At 73.2% G+C, this 16,484-nt stretch carries 16 protein-coding genes; 12 read left to right on the top strand and 4 right to left on the bottom strand.

The window, feature by feature from the left end; translation table 11 throughout:
* Positions 1–326 precede the first annotated feature (326 nt).
* Both ACFUEL_RS03665 and ACFUEL_RS03660 read left to right on the top strand, forming a co-directional pair.
* Positions 327–1,565, top strand: a complete 1,239-nt coding sequence (locus ACFUEL_RS03665) for an RNA-guided endonuclease InsQ/TnpB family protein (RefSeq protein ID WP_380234336.1) — start codon at positions 327–329, stop codon at positions 1,563–1,565.
* Positions 1,566–1,592: 27 nt separating this feature from the next.
* The gene (locus ACFUEL_RS03660; protein ID WP_380234303.1) at positions 1,593–2,099 is read left to right on the top strand and encodes a MarR family winged helix-turn-helix transcriptional regulator; all 507 of its coding nucleotides are present in this window, start codon (positions 1,593–1,595) and stop codon (positions 2,097–2,099) included.
* 72 nt (positions 2,100–2,171) lie between these two features.
* On the opposite strand, the gene ACFUEL_RS03655 is transcribed toward ACFUEL_RS03660, so the two are convergent.
* The 4 genes from ACFUEL_RS03655 to ACFUEL_RS03640 all read right to left on the bottom strand — a co-directional run bounded on the left by ACFUEL_RS03655 (position 2,172) and on the right by ACFUEL_RS03640 (position 7,316).
* Positions 2,172–2,714: a methylated-DNA--[protein]-cysteine S-methyltransferase gene (locus ACFUEL_RS03655; protein WP_380234301.1), complete on the bottom strand. Its 543-nt coding sequence runs from the start codon at positions 2,712–2,714 to the stop codon at positions 2,172–2,174.
* Positions 2,711–4,297 carry a DNA-3-methyladenine glycosylase 2 family protein gene (locus tag ACFUEL_RS03650; protein WP_380234299.1) on the bottom strand — a complete coding sequence of 529 codons (1,587 nt, stop codon included), beginning with the start codon at positions 4,295–4,297 and terminating at the stop codon, positions 2,711–2,713. The genes ACFUEL_RS03655 and ACFUEL_RS03650 overlap by 4 nt, the downstream gene beginning before the upstream one ends.
* A 308-nt stretch (positions 4,298–4,605) precedes the next feature.
* Positions 4,606–5,712 (bottom strand): ribosome small subunit-dependent GTPase A, encoded by a 1,107-nt coding sequence (gene rsgA / locus ACFUEL_RS03645; protein WP_380234333.1) that lies wholly within the window; start codon positions 5,710–5,712, stop codon positions 4,606–4,608.
* Between the two features lie 380 nt (positions 5,713–6,092).
* Entirely contained in the window at positions 6,093–7,316 is a 1,224-nt protein-coding gene (locus ACFUEL_RS03640) for a YihY/virulence factor BrkB family protein (protein ID WP_380234298.1), read from the bottom strand.
* Positions 7,317–7,489: 173 nt separating this feature from the next.
* Between ACFUEL_RS03640 and ACFUEL_RS03635 the strand changes: the two genes are divergently transcribed.
* From ACFUEL_RS03635 to ACFUEL_RS03590, 10 genes are all read left to right on the top strand, one after another.
* Positions 7,490–7,573 carry a putative leader peptide gene (locus tag ACFUEL_RS03635; protein ID WP_318264789.1) on the top strand — a complete coding sequence of 28 codons (84 nt, stop codon included), beginning with the start codon at positions 7,490–7,492 and terminating at the stop codon, positions 7,571–7,573.
* 177 nt (positions 7,574–7,750) lie between these two features.
* On the top strand, positions 7,751–9,475 hold the full coding sequence (locus ACFUEL_RS03630; RefSeq protein ID WP_380234297.1) for a nitrite/sulfite reductase: 1,725 nt from the start codon (positions 7,751–7,753) through the stop codon (positions 9,473–9,475).
* On the top strand, positions 9,472–9,648 hold the full coding sequence (locus tag ACFUEL_RS03625) for a hypothetical protein (RefSeq protein WP_167346421.1): 177 nt from the start codon (positions 9,472–9,474) through the stop codon (positions 9,646–9,648). The genes ACFUEL_RS03630 and ACFUEL_RS03625 overlap by 4 nt, the downstream gene beginning before the upstream one ends.
* Entirely contained in the window at positions 9,632–10,330 is a 699-nt protein-coding gene (locus tag ACFUEL_RS03620; protein WP_380234296.1) for a phosphoadenylyl-sulfate reductase, read from the top strand. The genes ACFUEL_RS03625 and ACFUEL_RS03620 overlap by 17 nt, the downstream gene beginning before the upstream one ends.
* 47 nt (positions 10,331–10,377) lie before the next feature.
* Positions 10,378–10,944, top strand: a complete 567-nt coding sequence (gene cysC, locus ACFUEL_RS03615; RefSeq protein ID WP_380234295.1) for an adenylyl-sulfate kinase — start codon at positions 10,378–10,380, stop codon at positions 10,942–10,944.
* Positions 10,941–11,879 carry a sulfate adenylyltransferase subunit CysD gene (cysD, locus tag ACFUEL_RS03610; RefSeq protein ID WP_380234294.1) on the top strand — a complete coding sequence of 313 codons (939 nt, stop codon included), beginning with the start codon at positions 10,941–10,943 and terminating at the stop codon, positions 11,877–11,879. Before cysC ends, cysD begins: the two co-directional genes overlap by 4 nt.
* Before the next feature lie 2 nt (positions 11,880–11,881).
* Complete coding sequence (locus tag ACFUEL_RS03605) at positions 11,882–13,225, top strand: sulfate adenylyltransferase subunit 1 (RefSeq protein WP_380234293.1); 1,344 nt, start codon at positions 11,882–11,884, stop codon at positions 13,223–13,225.
* A gap of 226 nt (positions 13,226–13,451) precedes the next feature.
* Positions 13,452–14,594, top strand: a complete 1,143-nt coding sequence (locus ACFUEL_RS03600; RefSeq protein WP_380234292.1) for an ABC transporter substrate-binding protein — start codon at positions 13,452–13,454, stop codon at positions 14,592–14,594.
* 134 nt (positions 14,595–14,728) lie between these two features.
* The gene (locus ACFUEL_RS03595; protein WP_380234291.1) at positions 14,729–15,532 is read left to right on the top strand and encodes an ABC transporter ATP-binding protein; all 804 of its coding nucleotides are present in this window, start codon (positions 14,729–14,731) and stop codon (positions 15,530–15,532) included.
* Positions 15,519–16,463, top strand: coding sequence for an ABC transporter permease (locus tag ACFUEL_RS03590; RefSeq protein WP_380234290.1), 945 nt, complete (start codon positions 15,519–15,521; stop codon positions 16,461–16,463). The genes ACFUEL_RS03595 and ACFUEL_RS03590 overlap by 14 nt, the downstream gene beginning before the upstream one ends.
* Positions 16,464–16,484: the final 21 nt, after the last annotated feature.

Genomic DNA, 16,484 nt, shown 5'->3' with positions numbered 1-16,484 from the left:
TCGCAGTGCACCGGCTTCGGCCCGATGGTGAAGCGGTTCCGGGCCTGCTCTGACGCAGGCGGTGGACGTCCTACCGTGCTGCGGGCGGCGCCGGTCGCCGGTGTTCGGGTCGGGCGGTTGTGCTGCTCGGTGTACCGGCGTACCGCCGAAAGCGGGAGGCCGGTGAAGTGCGGGCGTTCCGCGTGATCGCTTCGGGTCGGCCCGGGTGGCGGTCGGCGGTCATTTTGTGCCGGTATCCGGTCACGAAGGCCGGGTGTGCGGGCGGGTGCCGACTGGACGGGTCGGGTTGCGGCGTCCTGTCGTGGGCCGGGGGCTACGGTGCGGTGGTGCAGCTCAGGTACTCCTTCCGCGTCTACCCGGACGGGCCTCAGCGTGCGGCGCCGGCCCGCACGTTCGGGTGTGCGCGGGTGGTGTACAACGACGCTTTGCGTGCCCGTGAGGACGCCCGCGCGGCGGGACTGCCGTTCCCGAAGGTGGGGGATCTGTCGAAGGCGCTGATCACCGAGGCGAAGAGGACCTCGGAGCGGGCGTGGCTGGGCGAGGTGTCGGCCGTGGTGCTCCAGCAGTCCCTGCGGGACCTGGAGGCCGCGTATCGGAACTTCTTCGACGGGCTGAAGGGCAAGCGGCCCCGCACGGGAGCGCCGCGCTTCAAGTCCCGCAAGGACACCCGGCAGGCTGTCCGGTTCACCGCGAACGCCCGCTGGTCGATCACGCCGGGCGGGAAGTTGCGCCTGCCGAAGATCGGCGACCTGAAGGTGAAGTGGTCCCGCACCCTGCCGTCGGTGCCGTCCTCGGTGACGGTGGTCAAGGACTCCGCCGACCGGTACTTCGCGAGCTTCGTCGTGGAGAGCGATCCGGCCGCCGACCTGGCCCGCATGCCCGACCCCGACAGCGTGGTGGGCATCGACCTGGGGCTTGCGCACTTCGCGGTCCTGTCCGACGGGACGAAGATCGACAGCCCCCGCTTCCTGCGCCGCGCCGAGAAGAAGCTCAAGAAGGCCCAGCGTGTCCTGTCCCGCAAAGAGAGGGGCAGCAGGAACCGCGACAAGGCCCGCCGCAAGGTGGCCCGCGCCCACGCGCGGGTGGCCGACGCGCGGCGCGAGTTCCACCACCGGCTCTCCACGAAGATCATCCGCAAGAACCAAGCGGTGGCAGTGGAAGACCTGGCGGTCAAGGCACTTGCGCGCACGCGCATGGCCAAGTCCGTGCACGACGCCGGCTGGTCGCGGTTCACGGCCGTGCTGGAGTACAAGGCCGCCCGCTACGGACGGCAGTTCGTCCGGATCGGCCGCTTCGAGCCCACCAGCCAGGTGTGCTCGCACTGCGGCGTCAAGGACGGACCCAAGCCGCTGCACGTCCGCGAGTGGACGTGCGGCGGGTGCGGGACGGTCCTCGACCGGGACGTGAATGCGGCGGTCAACGTCGCCAAGGCCGCCGGACTGGCGGTGACAGCCTGTCGAGCGCGGGTCGGACGGGCACCTGTGCCCGCACCGCGCGGCGAAGCAGGAACCCACCCGAAGCCCCCACCCGCGCGGTGGGAGCAGGCGGGAGTTCCTGGCCTTTAGGCCAGGGAGGATGTCAAGCTGTGCGGCATGTCTTCGCAGCCCCAGCCCGCCCCGTACCCGCCCGCTCCCGCGGCCGCGGACGCCGACGCACTCGCCGGGGCGCAGCAGCTCACCGACGTGATCACCCGGCTCCGCCGGGCGCTGCGGAGCTCGATCCGCTCCGAATTCCCCTGGGAGGCGCTGCCGATGGCCCAGGTCGAACTGCTCCAGACGCTCGCCGCCTCCCCCCTGCGGGTCGGCGAGCTCGCGGCCCGCCAGCGCCTCGCCCCCAACACCGTCAGCGGCCTGATCTCCAAGCTGCTGGACGCCGGCCTGGTCGACCGCCAGCCCGACCCCGGCGACCGCCGCACCGCCCGGATCGCCCTCACCGAGGCCGGCCACCAGCAGCTGCGCGACTGGCAGAGCGCCCACGAGCGCCGCCTCGCCACCGCCCTGGAGAGCCTCACCCCCGACGACCGCGAGGCCGTCATGCGCGCCCTCCCCGGCCTCGACCTGCTCGCCCGCTCCCTGGCGGGCACCGACCCGCTCCGCTGAGGCCCGACCGGCGCGTGCGGCCCGGCGCGCCGGGCCCCGCCGGGTCCGCCCGGGAGGAGCCGTCCGGCCCGTTCAGAACAGCCGGCCGCCGCCCACGTGCGCCCGCAGCCAGCGCTTGGCGTCGATGCCGGCGGCGAAGCCGGTGAGGCTGCCGTTGGCGCCCATCACCCGGTGGCAGGGGCGGACGATCAGCAGCGGGTTGGCGCCGACCGCGCCGCCGACGGCGCGCACCGCACGCGGGGACTGGCCCGCGGCGTCGGCGAGTTGGCCGTAGGTGAGGGTGGTGCCGTACGGGATGTCGTCCAGGGCGTCCCAGATCTGCTGCCGGAAGGGCGTGCCGACGGGGGCGAGCGGCAGGTCGAAGGCGGTGCGCCCGCCCGCGAAGTAGGCGGTGAGCTGCTCGACGGCGGGGGCCAGCGCGTCGGCGTCGGGCTGCCAGTGGGCGGCGGGGGCGGCGAGCGCGCCCTTCTGGCCGGGGGCGGTGACGGCGGCCAGCGCGAAGGAGCCGTCGGCGGCGCGGGGGCCGCTGAGCAGCAGGGTGCCGAGCGGGCTGTCCATGGTGGTGAACACGGTGGTGGTCGTGGTGGTGGACGCGGTGGCGGGCGCGGTGGTCATGACTGGTCCTCGTGGGTCTTGCGGGTACGGGGGGCGGGGCGGTGCTGGGCGGCGGCGGCCGTCCACAGGTGGTGCAGGGCGTAGGAGCGCCAGGGCGCCCAGTGGGCGGAGCGGTCGGCGGCGGTGCGCGGGTCGCCGTTCTCGCCGAGGGCGCGCAGGCCGTCGCGGACGCCGATGTCGGTGGGGAGGAACACGTCCGGGTCGGCCAGGGCGCGCATCCGCAGGTAGCCGACCGTCCACGGGCCGATGCCGGGCAGGGCGAGCAGTTCGGCGCCGGCCTGTTCGCGGTCCACCCCGCGGTCGAGCCGGACGGTGCCGTCGGCGAGCGCGGCGCACAGGCCGAGCAGGGCCCGGCGGCGGGCCTGCGGCATCGCCAGGTGCTCGGGGTCGGCGGCGGCCAGCGCGGCGGCGGTCGGGAACAGCAGGCGCAGGCCGCCGTCGGCGGCGGGCAGCGGGATGCCGTAGCGCTCGGCGAGCCGGCCGGCCAGGGTGCGGGCGGCGGCCACCGTGACCTGCTGGCCGAGCACCGCGCGGACGGCGAGTTCGTGCGGGTCGACGTGGCCGGGCGAGCGCAGCCCGGGGCGGGCGGCGGCCGGCCGGGCCAGCAGCGGGTCGGCGGCGAGGTGGGCGTCCACCGCGTCCGGGTCGGCGTCCAGGTCGAACAGGGCGCGCAGCCGGTGCACGGCGGTGGTCAGGTCGCGCAGGTCGGAGAGGGTCAGCCGGCAGTCCAGCCAGCCGCGGCCCGGGTGCTCGCCGGGGGCGAGCCCGTCGACCTCGGCCAGGCCGTGCCCGTACGGGAGGGCCAGGGTGCGCCGGTAGGTGCGGGTGCCGGGGAGCGGGCCGGGGACGACCTCCTCGACACCCGGGACGGCCCGCAGGCCGAGGAAGTCGAGCAGGTGGCCGGTGTCGATCGCACCCCGGTAGGCCAGCCGCAGGGCGAGCGTGCCGCCGCCGGCCGGGCCGCGGCGGTGGCCGCCGTGCTCGGTGCGCAGCGCCGAGGGGGTGCGGTCGTAGACCTCGCGGATGGTGTCGTTGAACTGCCGGACGGAGGCGAAGCCGGCCGCGAACGCCACGTCGGTGACCGGGAGTTCGGTGGTCTGCAGGAGCAGCCGGGCGGTCTGGGCGCGCTGGGCGCGGGCCAGTGCGAGCGGGCCGGCGCCGAGTTCGGCGGTCAGCTGGCGCTGGAGCTGGCGGGCGCTGTAGCCGAGCCGGGCGGCCAGCCCGGCGACGCCCTCGCGGTCGACCACGCCGTCGCCGATCAGGCGCACGGCGCGGCCGACCAGGTCGGCCCGGTGGTTCCACTCGGGCGAGCCGGGCACCGAGTCCGGCCGGCAGCGCCGGCAGGCCCGGTAGCCGGCGCCCTGGGCGGCGGCGGCCGTGGGGTAGAAGGTGCAGTTGGCGCGCTTGGGGGTGGTGGCCGGGCAGCTCGGACGGCAGTAGATGCCGGTGGTCCGCACCGCCGTGAAGAACACCCCGTCGAAGCGGGCGTCCCGGCTGTCCACGGCCCGGTACCTGGTCTCGTCGTCGATCACGCCTTCCAGTCTGCGCGATCCCCGGGGCGCCGACTGGCGGGATTCGGACATCGCCGTGGCGGGGGCGGCCGACCGGGCCGGGCCGGCCGTTCCGCGTCGCGACGAATCCCCCCGATCCGGATCCCGGGATTCCTCTGGTGGTGGATTTCCGCCGTGGATAGCGTGCGAACACCATTCACCGCGTCCATGAACTGGAGTGCGCATGAACAAGAACTCCGTACGCCCGGACAAGTCCGCCGAGTGCGGCGGCTGGTTCCCCTTCGGGTGGTTCCCCTTCGCCTGAGCACCGGCCTCCCGGTGACGCGGCGGCCCGGACCCGCACCCCGCGAGGGGCGGGGCCGGGCCGCCGGCACGCGATGTCAGGGCCTGGGGTACGAGCGGGCCGCCTTGGTGAGGTGCTTGCGGTGGCGGGCCCGTTCGGCGCGCAGGCGGGCGTCGGTGCGGGCGGCGATCCAGTCGTTCTCGCGCTGGAGCTTGAGGTAGCTCTCCCAGCGGCGCTCGGGCAGGGTGCCGTCGGCGAGGGCGGCCCGGACGGCGCAGCGGGGTTCGCTGCGGTGCGAGCAGTCGGCGTAGTGGCAGTCGGCGGCGACGGCGGTGATGTCGGCGAACGCCTGGTCGATGCCCTCGCCGCCGAAGAGGCCGACGCCGCGCAGGCCGGGGGTGTCGATGACGGCGCCGCCGCCGGGGAGCGGGACGAGTTCCCGGACGGTGGTGGTGTGGCGGCCCTTCTCGTCCACCGAGCGGACCTGTTGGACCGTCATGGCGGCCGTCCCGGTGAGCGCGTTGGTGAGGGTGGACTTGCCCGCGCCGGACTGGCCGATCAGCGCGCAGGAGCCGGTGGCGCGGGCGCGCAGCGCGTCCATCCCCTCGCCCGTTTCGGCGCTGACCGTCAGGACGGTGACACCGGGGGCGATCGCCTCGACGTCCGCCCGGACGAAGTCGCCGTCGTGGACCAGGTCGGACTTGGTCAGGACGATCAGCGGTTCGGCCCCGGACTCCCAGGCGAGGGCGAGCAGGCGCTCGATCCGGCCGGGATCGGGTTCCGCGGCGAGCGAGACGGCGATCAGTACGGTGTCGACGTTGGCGGCCAGGACCTGGCCTTCGGAGCGCTTGTGGGCGCCCTTGCGGACGATCGCGGTGGTGCGGGGCAGCACCGCCGCGAGGGCGGGGGCGGGCCGGGCGGCCGGGTCGTGGGCGACCCAGTCCCCGGTGCACGGGTTGTGCGCGGTGTCGGCGGTCATCACCGGACGGGTGGCGGCGCGGCGGACGGCCGGCTCGCCGCTGTCCGGATCGACGAGCAGCACTTCGCAGCTGCCGCGGTCCATCCGGACGATCCGGCCGGGGAGCAGCCCGGCCGCGGCGAACGGGGCGAACGCGGCGGCCCGCTCCTCCGTCCAGCCGAGCCCGGCGAGCGGGTGCGCGGAGGCGGTGGCGGGGGTGTCGGGGGTGGTGACGGGGTGGTGCATGGTGATCAACGGGGACCCTTCGAGGGAACGGGCGGCCCCGGCCGGTCGGCGTCAGCGCGTGGGCGACACCGGGGTACGGCGGACCGGGAGCCAGGGGGTGATGGACACGGGGGACTTCCGAACGCTGGGGAAAACACCTGCGTGAACCGGCCTCACGGCCATCACCTCCTTCCTTCTCCGGACGCGCCTCGCACGCCCCGCTCCGGGGCGCCCTCGATCGGCGAACGCCACGCTAGCGGCCGCCCGCCACCCGCGCCACCGAATTTCCCGGCACCCTCCGTGGCTCCCGGCGCCCCCGTCCGGACCCGTCCGGACCCGCCCGGCACTCTCCGTCCGGACCCGCCCGGCACCCTCCGTCCGGCCGCTCCCGGGCGCGGTGCTCACCTGCCGGAGCGGCGGCGGCTCCGGGTGCCGATCCGGCTGCTGATCCGGCGGCGGACGTCGCGGGGCGGCAGGAAGCCGGCCCAGCGCTCGGGGTACTCGCTGGGGGCGGGCCGGTCGTCGTCCTCGTCGAAGAGGTCCTCGTCGTGGCCGTCGGCGAGGCCGAACTGGCGGGCCCGTTCGGCGCGTTCGACGGCGCGGCGGGCGGCGGCCTCGCGGCCGCGCTGGACGGCGGCGTCCTCGGCGAGGCGCTCGTTCTCGGCGCGGGCGTCGGCGGTCTCGACGGTGGGCCAGCGGCGGTCTATCGCGGCGTTCATGGCGGCGCCGATGAGCACGGCCAGCGCCACCACGAAGATCCACAGCAGTACGGCGACGGGCGCGGCGAGCGAGCCGTAGACGGAGTGGCCCTCGACCGAGCTGACCAGGTAGAGCCGCAGGGCGACGCTGCACACCACCAGGACGAGCAGGGCGACCAGTGCGCCGGGGATGTCCTCGCGCCAGGGCGTGGAGACCGGCACGGCCACGTGGTAGAGGGTGGTGAGGGAGACCACCAGCAGGGCGATCGCGGCGGGCCAGTAGAAGCCGGTGATCGCCCCGGCCGAACTCGGGAAGGTGTTGAGCAGCAGTCCGGGCCCGGCGACCAGCAGCGGCAGCACCAGCGAGCCGATGACCAGGGCGCCGAGGTAGAGGCCGAGCGACATCAGCCGGGTCTTGACCAGGCCGCGCTTGCCGTCGAGGCCGTACATGACGGTGATGGTGTCGATGAAGATGTACAGCGCCCGGGATCCGGACCAGAGCGAGAGCAGGAAGCCGATCGAGATCAGGTCGGGCCGGGCGCTGTCGAAGACGTCGTTCAGCAGGGGTTGGACGATCTGGTCGATCGAGCTCGGTGAGAGCACCGTCCCAGCTGCTGAGACGATGTCGTGCTTGAGCTTGTCGATCGTCCCGGCCCCGAGGATGTCGTCGAGGTAGCCGAGGGTGCCGGCCAGGCAGAGCAGCAGCGGCGGGATCGAGAGCAGGGTGAAGAAGGCCGCCTCGGCGGCGAGCCCGGTCACCCGGTACTCGACGCAGGTGTTGGTGGTGTCCTTCACCAGCGCCCACAGGGTGCCGTACCAGGTGGTTCGCTTGGCGGCGCGGCGCCGTCCGCCGCGGCGGCGGGGGGGCCGTTCGCCGGTCGGGCCGGGCGCTCCGGCCGGGTGGGGGGTACTGCCTGCTCCTTGCACGCCCCTACGGTATCGGCCCGGGGCCGGGCGACCGGCGCGCCGTCGGACCGGACCGGCGGCGGGCGGGGCCCGGAGCAGCCCCGACCCGGATGTCGTCCCAGCATTCGGAACGTTGGAGTCCAGGATGCGGACGTTAGTGGACCGCGAGTCGCTCGCCGTGCGAATCTCTTGCCATGTCTAGCGCCGGAACCACCCTAGTTGGCCGACTCCACGTCGACCTCCTTCGCGTGTCCAGCGCCATCTGTCCGGTGACCTGAGCCCTCCGTACGCCGCACCGCACCGGCGCCATCCCCGCCGTCGCGGATGTGCGCAAGACCCTGCCCGGCCAGCGTCACCCCCTCCCGCCGCCTGCGTAGAACGCCGCAGGTGGGAGCGGAGCGCGTCCGGGGCCGCCAGCACCTCGCACCCGCCAAGCCGCTCAAAGGACTGACACCATGGCCCGCACTCCCGAAACGGTCGAGCCTCAGGCCGGCGCCGCCCCCGCGGCCCGCCCCGCCGCCCGCAAGGTGACCCGCCACCGCGGCGAGGGCCAGTGGGCGATGGGCCACTACACGCCGCTGAACGCCAACGAGCAGCTCAAGAAGGACGACGACGGTCTCAACGTGCGGACACGCATCGAGACGATCTACTCCAAGGGCGGCTTCCAGTCGATCGACCCGGCGGACCTGCGCGGCCGGATGCGCTGGTGGGGCCTGTACACCCAGCGCCGGCAGGGCATCGACGGCGGCCGCACCGCCGTCCTGGAGCCGCACGAGCTCGAGGACGAGTTCTTCATGATGCGGGTGCGCATCGACGGCGGCCAGCTGACGGTCGCGCAGCTGCGCGCCATCGGCGAGGCGTCCGAGCAGTACGCCCGCGGCACCGCCGACGTGACGGACCGCCAGAACGTCCAGTACCACTGGGTGCGGATCGAGGACGTCCCGGCGATCTGGGAGAAGCTGGAGTCGGTCGGCCTGTCCACCACCGAGGCGTGCGGCGACTGCCCGCGCGTGGTGATCGGCTCGCCGGTGGCCGGGATCGCCGCCGACGAGATCATCGACGGCTCCCCGGCGATCGACGAGATCAACCGCAAGTACATCGGCAACAAGGAATTCTCCAACCTGCCGCGCAAGTTCAAGACCGCGATCTCCGGCTCCCCGCTGCTTGACGTGGTGCACGAGATCAACGACATCGCCTTCGTCGGCGTGGTCCACCCCGAGCACGGTCCGGGCTTCGACCTGTGGGTCGGCGGCGGCCTGTCCACCAACCCGAAGCTGGGCGTCCGGCTGGGCGCCTGGGTACCGCTGGAGGACGTCCCGGACGTCTGGGCCGGCGTGGTCGGCATCTTCCGCGACTACGGCTACCGCCGCCTGCGCAACCGGGCCCGGTTGAAGTTCCTGGTCGCCGACTGGGGCGTGGCGAAGTTCCGCCAGGTGCTCCAGGACGAGTACCTGGAGCGCGAACTGGTCGACGGCCCGGCCCCCGAGCAGCCCGCGGACCGCTGGCGCGACCACGTCGGCGTGCACCCGCAGAACGACGGCAGGTTCTACGTCGGCTTCGCCCCGAAGGTCGGCCGCCTCAACGGCAAGCTGATCCAGCAGATCGCCGACCTGGCCGCCGAGCACGGCTCGGACCGGGTCGCCACCACGGTCGAGCAGAAGCTGATCGTGCTGGACGTCGCCGCGGACCGGGTCGAGTCGCTGGTGGCCGGCCTGGAGGCGCTGGACCTGCGGGTCAAGCCGTCCACCTTCCGCCGCGGCACGCTGGCCTGCACCGGCATCGAGTACTGCAAGCTCGCGATCGTCGACACCAAGGACCGCGGCCGCACCCTGATCGACGAACTGGAGCGCCGCCTGCCGGAGTTCGACGAGCCGCTGAGCATCAACATCAACGGCTGCCCGAACGCCTGCGCCCGGATCCAGACCGCCGACATCGGCCTCAAGGGCCAGCTGGTCACCGACGCCGACGGCCGGCAGGTCGAGGGCTTCCAGGTGCACCTGGGCGGCTCGCTCGGCTTCGAGAACGCCGCCTTCGGCCGCAAGATCCGCGGCCTGAAGGTCACCAGCGCCGAACTGCCCGACTACGTCGAGCGCCTGCTGACCCGCTACCAGGCGGACCGGCAGGACGGCGAGCGGTTCGCCCAGTGGGCGGTCCGGGCCACCGAGGAGCAGCTGTCGTGAGCGAGCGCGCGGCCCCCTTCTACTGCCCGTACTGCGGGGACGAGGACCTGCGCCCGTCCGAGGGCGGCCACGGCGCGTGGGAATGCCGGGCGTGCCGCCGGGGCTTCCAGTTGAAGTTCCTCGGCCTGCTGTCAACGAACCACGGGGGTAACGGACATGACGACCGCGACTGACTACGAGGCGATAGCCGTCGCCGCGGGCCGCGAGCTGGAGGAGGCCACCGCGCAGGAAGTGCTGCGCTGGGCGGCCGACACCTTCGGCAAGCGGTTCTGCGTGACGTCCTCGATGGAGGACGCGGTGGTCGCCCACCTGGCCTCCACCGCGCTGCCCGGCGTGGACGTGGTCTTCCTGGACACCGGCTACCACTTCCCGGAGACCATCGGCACCCGGGACGCGGTCGCCGCGACCATGCCGGTCAACGTGATCACGCTGACCCCGAAGCTCACCGTGGCCGAGCAGGACGCCCAGTACGGGCCGAACCTGCACGACCGGGACCCGGACCTGTGCTGCTCGCTGCGCAAGGTCGAGCCGCTGAACCGCGGCCTGGGCGCCTACGACGCCTGGGCGACCGGCCTGCGCCGCGACGAGTCGCCGTCCCGCGCCAACACCCCCGTGGTGGCCTGGGACGCCAAGCGCCGCAAGGTGAAGATCGCCCCGATCGCCCGCTGGACGCAGGACGACGTGGACGCGTACGTCCAGGCCAACGGGGTGCTGCTGAACCCGCTGCTGTGGGAGGGCTACACCTCGATCGGCTGCTCGCCGCTGTCCTGCACCGCCAAGCCCGGCGAGGGCGAGGAGGGCCGGGCCGGCCGCTGGGCGGGCTCCGGCAAGACCGAGTGCGGCATCCACCTCTGAGCCGCCTCCGCATGAACCACCGTCACCGACCTTCAGGAGTAACCACCGTGACCACCGCCGACACTCTGGCCGCGGGCCGCGAGCGCGGCGCCACCGTGTGGCTGACCGGCCTGCCCAGCGCGGGCAAGACCACCCTCGCGTTCGCGCTGGCCGAGCGGCTGCGCGCCGAGGGCCACCGGGTCGAGGTGCTGGACGGTGACGAGATCCGCGAGTTCCTCTCCAAGGGCCTGGGCTTCACCCGCGAGGACCGGCACACCAACGTGACCCGGATCGGCTTCGTCGCCGAGAAGCTGGCCGCCAACGGCGTCAAGGTGCTCGCCCCGGTGATCGCCCCGTTCGCCGACTCCCGCGCCGCGGTGCGCGAGCGGCACGCCGCGAACGGCACCGAGTTCCTGGAGATCCACGTCGCCACCCCGGTCGAGCTCTGCTCCGAGCGGGACGTCAAGGGCCTGTACGCCAAGCAGGCGGCCGGCGAGATCTCCGGGCTGACCGGGGTCGACGACCCGTACGAGGCCCCCGAGAAGCCGGAGCTGCGCCTGCAGACGCAGGGCCGCACGGTGGCCGAGTCCGCCGCCGAACTGCACGCCTTCCTGACCGAGAGGGGCTTGGCATGACCGTCACCACCCAGCGCCTGTTCCGGACCGAGGACACGCCCTACGCGCTGTCCCACCTGGACGCCCTCGAGGCGGAGTCGGTGCACATCTTCCGCGAGGTCGCGGGCGAGTTCGAGCGGCCGGTGATCCTGTTCTCCGGCGGCAAGGACTCCATCGTGATGCTGCACCTGGCGCTGAAGGCGTTCGCGCCCGCGCCGGTGCCCTTCGCCCTGCTGCACGTGGACACCGGGCACAACTTCCCCGAGGTGCTGGCCTACCGGGACCGCGCGGTCGCCAAGCACAACCTGCGGCTGCACGTCGCCGCGGTGCAGGACTACATCGACCGCGGCGTACTGCGCGAGCGCGCCGACGGGCTGCGCAACCCGCTGCAGACCGTCCCGCTGCTGGACGGCATCGAGTCGAACAAGTTCGACGCCGTGTTCGGCGGCGGCCGCCGCGACGAGGAGAAGGCCCGCGCCAAGGAGCGCGTCTTCTCGCTGCGCGACGAGTTCGGCGCCTGGGACCCGCGCCGCCAGCGCCCCGAGCTGTGGTCGCTGTACAACGGCCGGCACGCGGTCGGCGAGCACGTCCGGGTCTTCCCGCTGTCCAACTGGACCGAGCTGGACGTGTGGCAGTACATCGAGCGCGAGGGCATCGAGCTGCCGGAGATCTACTACGCCCACCACCGCGAGGTGTTCAAGCGCGACGGCATGTGGCTGACCGCCGGCGAGTGGGGCGGCCCGAAGGAGAGCGAGCCGGTCGAGACCCGCCTGGTGCGCTACCGCACGGTGGGCGACATGTCCTGCACCGGCGCGGTCGACTCCGACGCCGACACCATCGAGGCCGTGATCACCGAGATCGCCGCCTCCCGCCTCACCGAACGAGGGGCGACGCGCGCCGACGACAAGATGTCCGAGGCCGCCATGGAGGACCGCAAGCGCGAGGGGTACTTCTAAGCATGAGCACCACCCAGGCCGGCACGACCCAGACCGGCACCGCCACCTCGCTGCTGCGCTTCGCCACCGCGGGCTCCGTCGACGACGGCAAGTCCACGCTGGTGGGCCGGCTGCTGCACGACTCCAAGTCGGTGCTGGCCGACCAGCTGGAGGCCGTCGAGCACGCCTCCCGCCGGCGCGGCCAGGAGGCCCCCGACCTGGCGCTGCTGACCGACGGCCTGCGCGCCGAGCGCGAGCAGGGCATCACCATCGACGTGGCGTACCGCTACTTCGCCACCGCCCGGCGCCGGTTCATCCTCGCCGACACCCCCGGCCACGTGCAGTACACCCGCAACATGGTGACCGGCGCGTCCACCGCCGAGCTGGCCGTGGTGCTGGTCGACGCCCGCAACGGCGTGGTCGAGCAGACCCGCCGGCACGCCGCGGTCGCCGCCCTGCTGCGCGTCCCGCACGTGGTGCTGGCCGTCAACAAGATGGACCTGGTCGACTACGCGGAGCCGGTGTTCGCCGCCATCGCCGAGGAGTTCACCGCGTACGCGGCCTCGCTCGGGGTCAAGGACGTCGTGGCGGTGCCGATCTCGGCGCTGGCCGGCGACAACGTGGTCGAGCCCTCGGCGAACATGGACTGGTACGGCGGCCCGACGCTGCTGGAGCACCTGGAGACGGTGCCGGTCGGCACCGACCCGAGCGCCGAACCGGCCCGCTTCCCGGTCCAGTACGTGATCCGGCCGCAGAGCGAGGAGTTCCACGACTACCGCGGCTACGCGGGCCAGCTGGCCTCCGGCGTGCTGCGGGTCGGCGACGCGGTGACGGTGCTGCCCTCGGGCCACACCTCCACCGTCGCGGCGATCGACGCGCTCGGCACCGCCACCGAGATCGCCTGGGCCCCGCAGTCGGTGACGGTCCGCCTCGCGGACGACATCGACATCTCCCGCGGCGACCTAATCGCGGCCGGCCGGGTGCCCGTCCCCACCAAGGACGTCGAGGCCACGGTCTGCCACCTGAACGAGCGCCCGCTGCACGTCGGCGCGAAGGTGCTGCTCAAGCACACCACCCGCACGGTGCGCGCCCTCGTCAAGGAGATCTCGTACCGGATCGACATCGACTCGCTCGAACAGCGCTCCGGCGCCGAGGGGTTGAACGTCAACGACATCGGCCACGTGGTGCTGCGCACCGCCGAGCCGCTGGCCCTCGACGACTACACCGACAACCGCCGCACGGGCTCGTTCGTCCTGATCGACCCGTCCGACGGCACCACGCTCACCGCCGGCATGGCGGGCGAGGCGTTCGACACCGTCAGCACCACCGACGCACCTGACGCTCCGGCAGAGGAGGACTGGGTCTGATGCCCAGCGAGGCGTTCTCGGGCATGGACAAGGAAGGCGGCCGCATCGGCAGCGGCGTCCTCGGCAGCGGCCAGGGCGGCCTGACCCGATGTGGGGGCGGGCAGGGGCGCTGAGCCCCTGTCACCGGGCCCGCACGCCGCCGTTCCTCCCCACAGCAGGCACGGCGGAGGCGGCCCGGCCCCGGTCAGGCACGACCATTCCTCCTCCAGCGAACGGGACACCTCCCATGGCACCGATCCCCCAGTCCACCCATACCCCCGCACGCCCCCGCGCAGGCCGGATCAGACGCGCCGCCGTCGCGGCCGTCGCCGTGCTGACCACCGCCGGCCTGCTGTCGGCCTGCGGCTACGGCTCCAAGAGCGAGGACAAGTCCTCCGCCGCCCCGGCCGCGACCGGCGCGAAGCTGTCCGTGGACACCGTGAAGATCGGCTACTTCGCCAACCTCACCCACGGCACCGCGCTGGTCGGCCTCCAGCAGGGCATCATCCAGCAGGAGCTGGGCGGCACCCGGATCAAGGCCCAGGTCTTCAACGCCGGCCCGGCCGAGATCGAGGCGCTGAACGCCGGCTCGATCGACATCGGCTGGATCGGCCCCTCCCCCGCCATCAACGGGTTCACCAAGTCCGAGGGCAAGTCGCTGAGGATCATCAGCGGTTCGGCCTCCGGCGGCGTCAAGCTGGTCGTCAACCCGGAGAAGATCAACACCCTGGACGACCTCAAGGGCAAGAAGATCGCCACCCCGCAGCTCGGCAACACCCAGGACGTCGCCCTGCTCAACTACCTGGCGGAGAAGGGCTACAAGGTCGACGCCCAGACCGGCGACGGCGACGTGAAGGTGCTCCGCACCGACAACAAGGTCACCCCCGACGCCTACAAGTCCGGCTCCATCGACGGCGCGTGGGTGCCCGAGCCGACCGCCTCCAAGCTGGTCACCCTCGGCGCGAAGGTCCTGCTCAACGAGAAGGACGTCTGGCCGGACAAGAAGTTCGTCATCACCAACCTGATCGTCTCGCAGAAGTTCCTCAAGGAGCACCCGGACGTCGTGGAGGCCGTGCTGCGCGGCTCGGTGAGGACCAACGCCTGGATCAAGGCCAACCCGGACCAGGCCAAGGACGTCGCCAACGCCCGGATCAAGGCCGACGCGGGCAACTCGCTGGACGCCGCGATCCTCGACCCGGCCTGGCAGGACATCGACTTCATCGACGACCCGCTGGCCGGCACCCTGCAGGCCGAGGCCGACCACGCCGTCACCGCCGGCCTCCTCAAGAAGCCGAACCTGGCCGGGATCTACGACCTGACCCTGCTCAACAAGGTGCTGAAGGAGAACAACCAGCCCGCCGTCGACGACGCCGGTCTGGGCACCAGGTAAGTCCTCTCCTCCCAGGCCCCGAGGTCCGCGCCCCGCGCCCGCCCAACCGATGCCCACTCACCGGGCGGGCCGCGGGGCCGGACCCCGGACACCGATCCCCGCCCTGCCCGGAACCACACCCGCAGGAGGTGCCCGTGACCACGGCACTGACCACCTCGCCCGACGCCGCCGGCGCGGGCCGCCCGGACGGCGACACCGCCGTCCGGATCTCGCACGTGCACAAGACCTTCGGCCGCCCCGGCACCGCCGCACCGGTGCTGGAGGACATCAACCTCACCGTCGCACCCGGCGAGTTCGTCACCCTGCTCGGCGCCTCCGGCTGCGGCAAGTCCACCCTGCTCAACCTGGTGGCCGGCCTGGACAGGCCCACCTCCGGCACCATCGAGGTGCCCGGCGGCCGCCCCGCCCTGATGTTCCAGGACCACGCGCTGTTCCCCTGGCTCACCGCCGGCCGAAACATCGAACTGGCCCTGCGGCTGGCCGGCGTCCCCAAGGAGGAGCGCCGCCCCGAGGCCGAGCGGCTGCTCGAACTCGTCCGCCTCAAGGGCTCGTACAAGAAGCGCGTCCACGAGCTGTCCGGCGGCATGCGCCAGCGCGTCGCGCTGGCCCGCTCGCTCGCCCAGGGCTCCCAGGTGCTGCTGATGGACGAGCCGTTCGCCGCGCTCGACGCCATCACCCGCGACGTCCTGCACGACGAGATCACCCGGATCTGGGCGGAGAAGCAGCTCGCCGTCCTGTTCGTCACCCACAACGTCCGCGAGGCCGTCCGCCTCGCCCAGCGCGTCGTGCTGCTCTCCTCCCGCCCCGGCCGGGTCGCCAAGGAGTGGCGCATCGACCTGCCCCAGCCCCGCCGGATCGAATCGGCCGGGGTCGCGGACCTGTCCATCGAGATCACCGAAGAACTGCGTGGGGAGATCCGCCGCCATGTCCAGCACTGACACCGCCGCCGCCCCCCTCGCCGAGGACGCCGAGAACACCGGGTCCGCCAAGGACGCCGGGTCCGCCGGGTCCGCCGAGTCCGCGAGCGTCGAGGCCGGCCTCGACGCCCTGGAGACCGTCCAGACGCAGCGCACCCCGCTCTCCACCGTGCTGCGCCAGAAGGTCCTGCCGCCGGTCCTCGGCGTGGTGCTGGTCCTGGCCGTCTGGCAGCTCGCCTACAGCCTCGACCTCACCACCCCCGACAAGCTCCCCAGCCCCGCCGACGTCTGGCACTCGCTCACCGAGCTCTGGTACGCCGGAACGCTGTTCTCGATCATCTGGACCAGCGTGTGGCGCGGCCTGTCCGGCTTCGCGCTCTCCGTCGCCATCGGCACCCCGATCGGCTTGGTCGTCGCCCGGATCAAGCCGGTCCGGGCCGCGCTCGGCCCGGTCCTCTCCGGCCTGCAGTCGCTGCCCTCGGTGGCCTGGGTCCCGGCCGCGATCATCTGGCTCGGCATCACCAACTCCGCGATGTACGCGGTGATCCTGCTCGGCGCCGTCCCCTCCATCGCCAACGGCCTGATCAGCGGCATCGACCAGGTCCCGCCGATCTACCTGCGGGCCGGCCAGACCCTCGGCGCGACCGGCCTGCGCGGCGCCCGCCACGTCCTGCTGCCCGCCGCCCTCCCCGGCTACCTGGCCGGGCTCAAGCAGGGCTGGGCCTTCTCCTGGCGCTCGCTGATGGCCGCCGAACTCATCGCCGCCTCCCCCGACCTGGGCCTCGGCCTCGGCCGGTACCTGGAGAACCAGCGCGAGTTCTCCAACATGTCCGGCGTGCTGCTCGGCATCCTGCTGATCCTGTTCGTCGGCGTCGCCATCGACCTGCTGTTCTTCTCCCCGCTGGAGCGCCACGTCCTGCGCAGCCGCGGCCTGCTCGTCAACTCCCGCTGACCCCGTGGCCCCCCGCACCAC

This window comes from Kitasatospora sp. NPDC057198 (assembly GCF_042670125.1).
GTDB lineage: Bacteria > Actinomycetota > Actinomycetes > Streptomycetales > Streptomycetaceae > Kitasatospora.
This window is presented reverse-complemented; position numbering and strand designations above follow the sequence as displayed.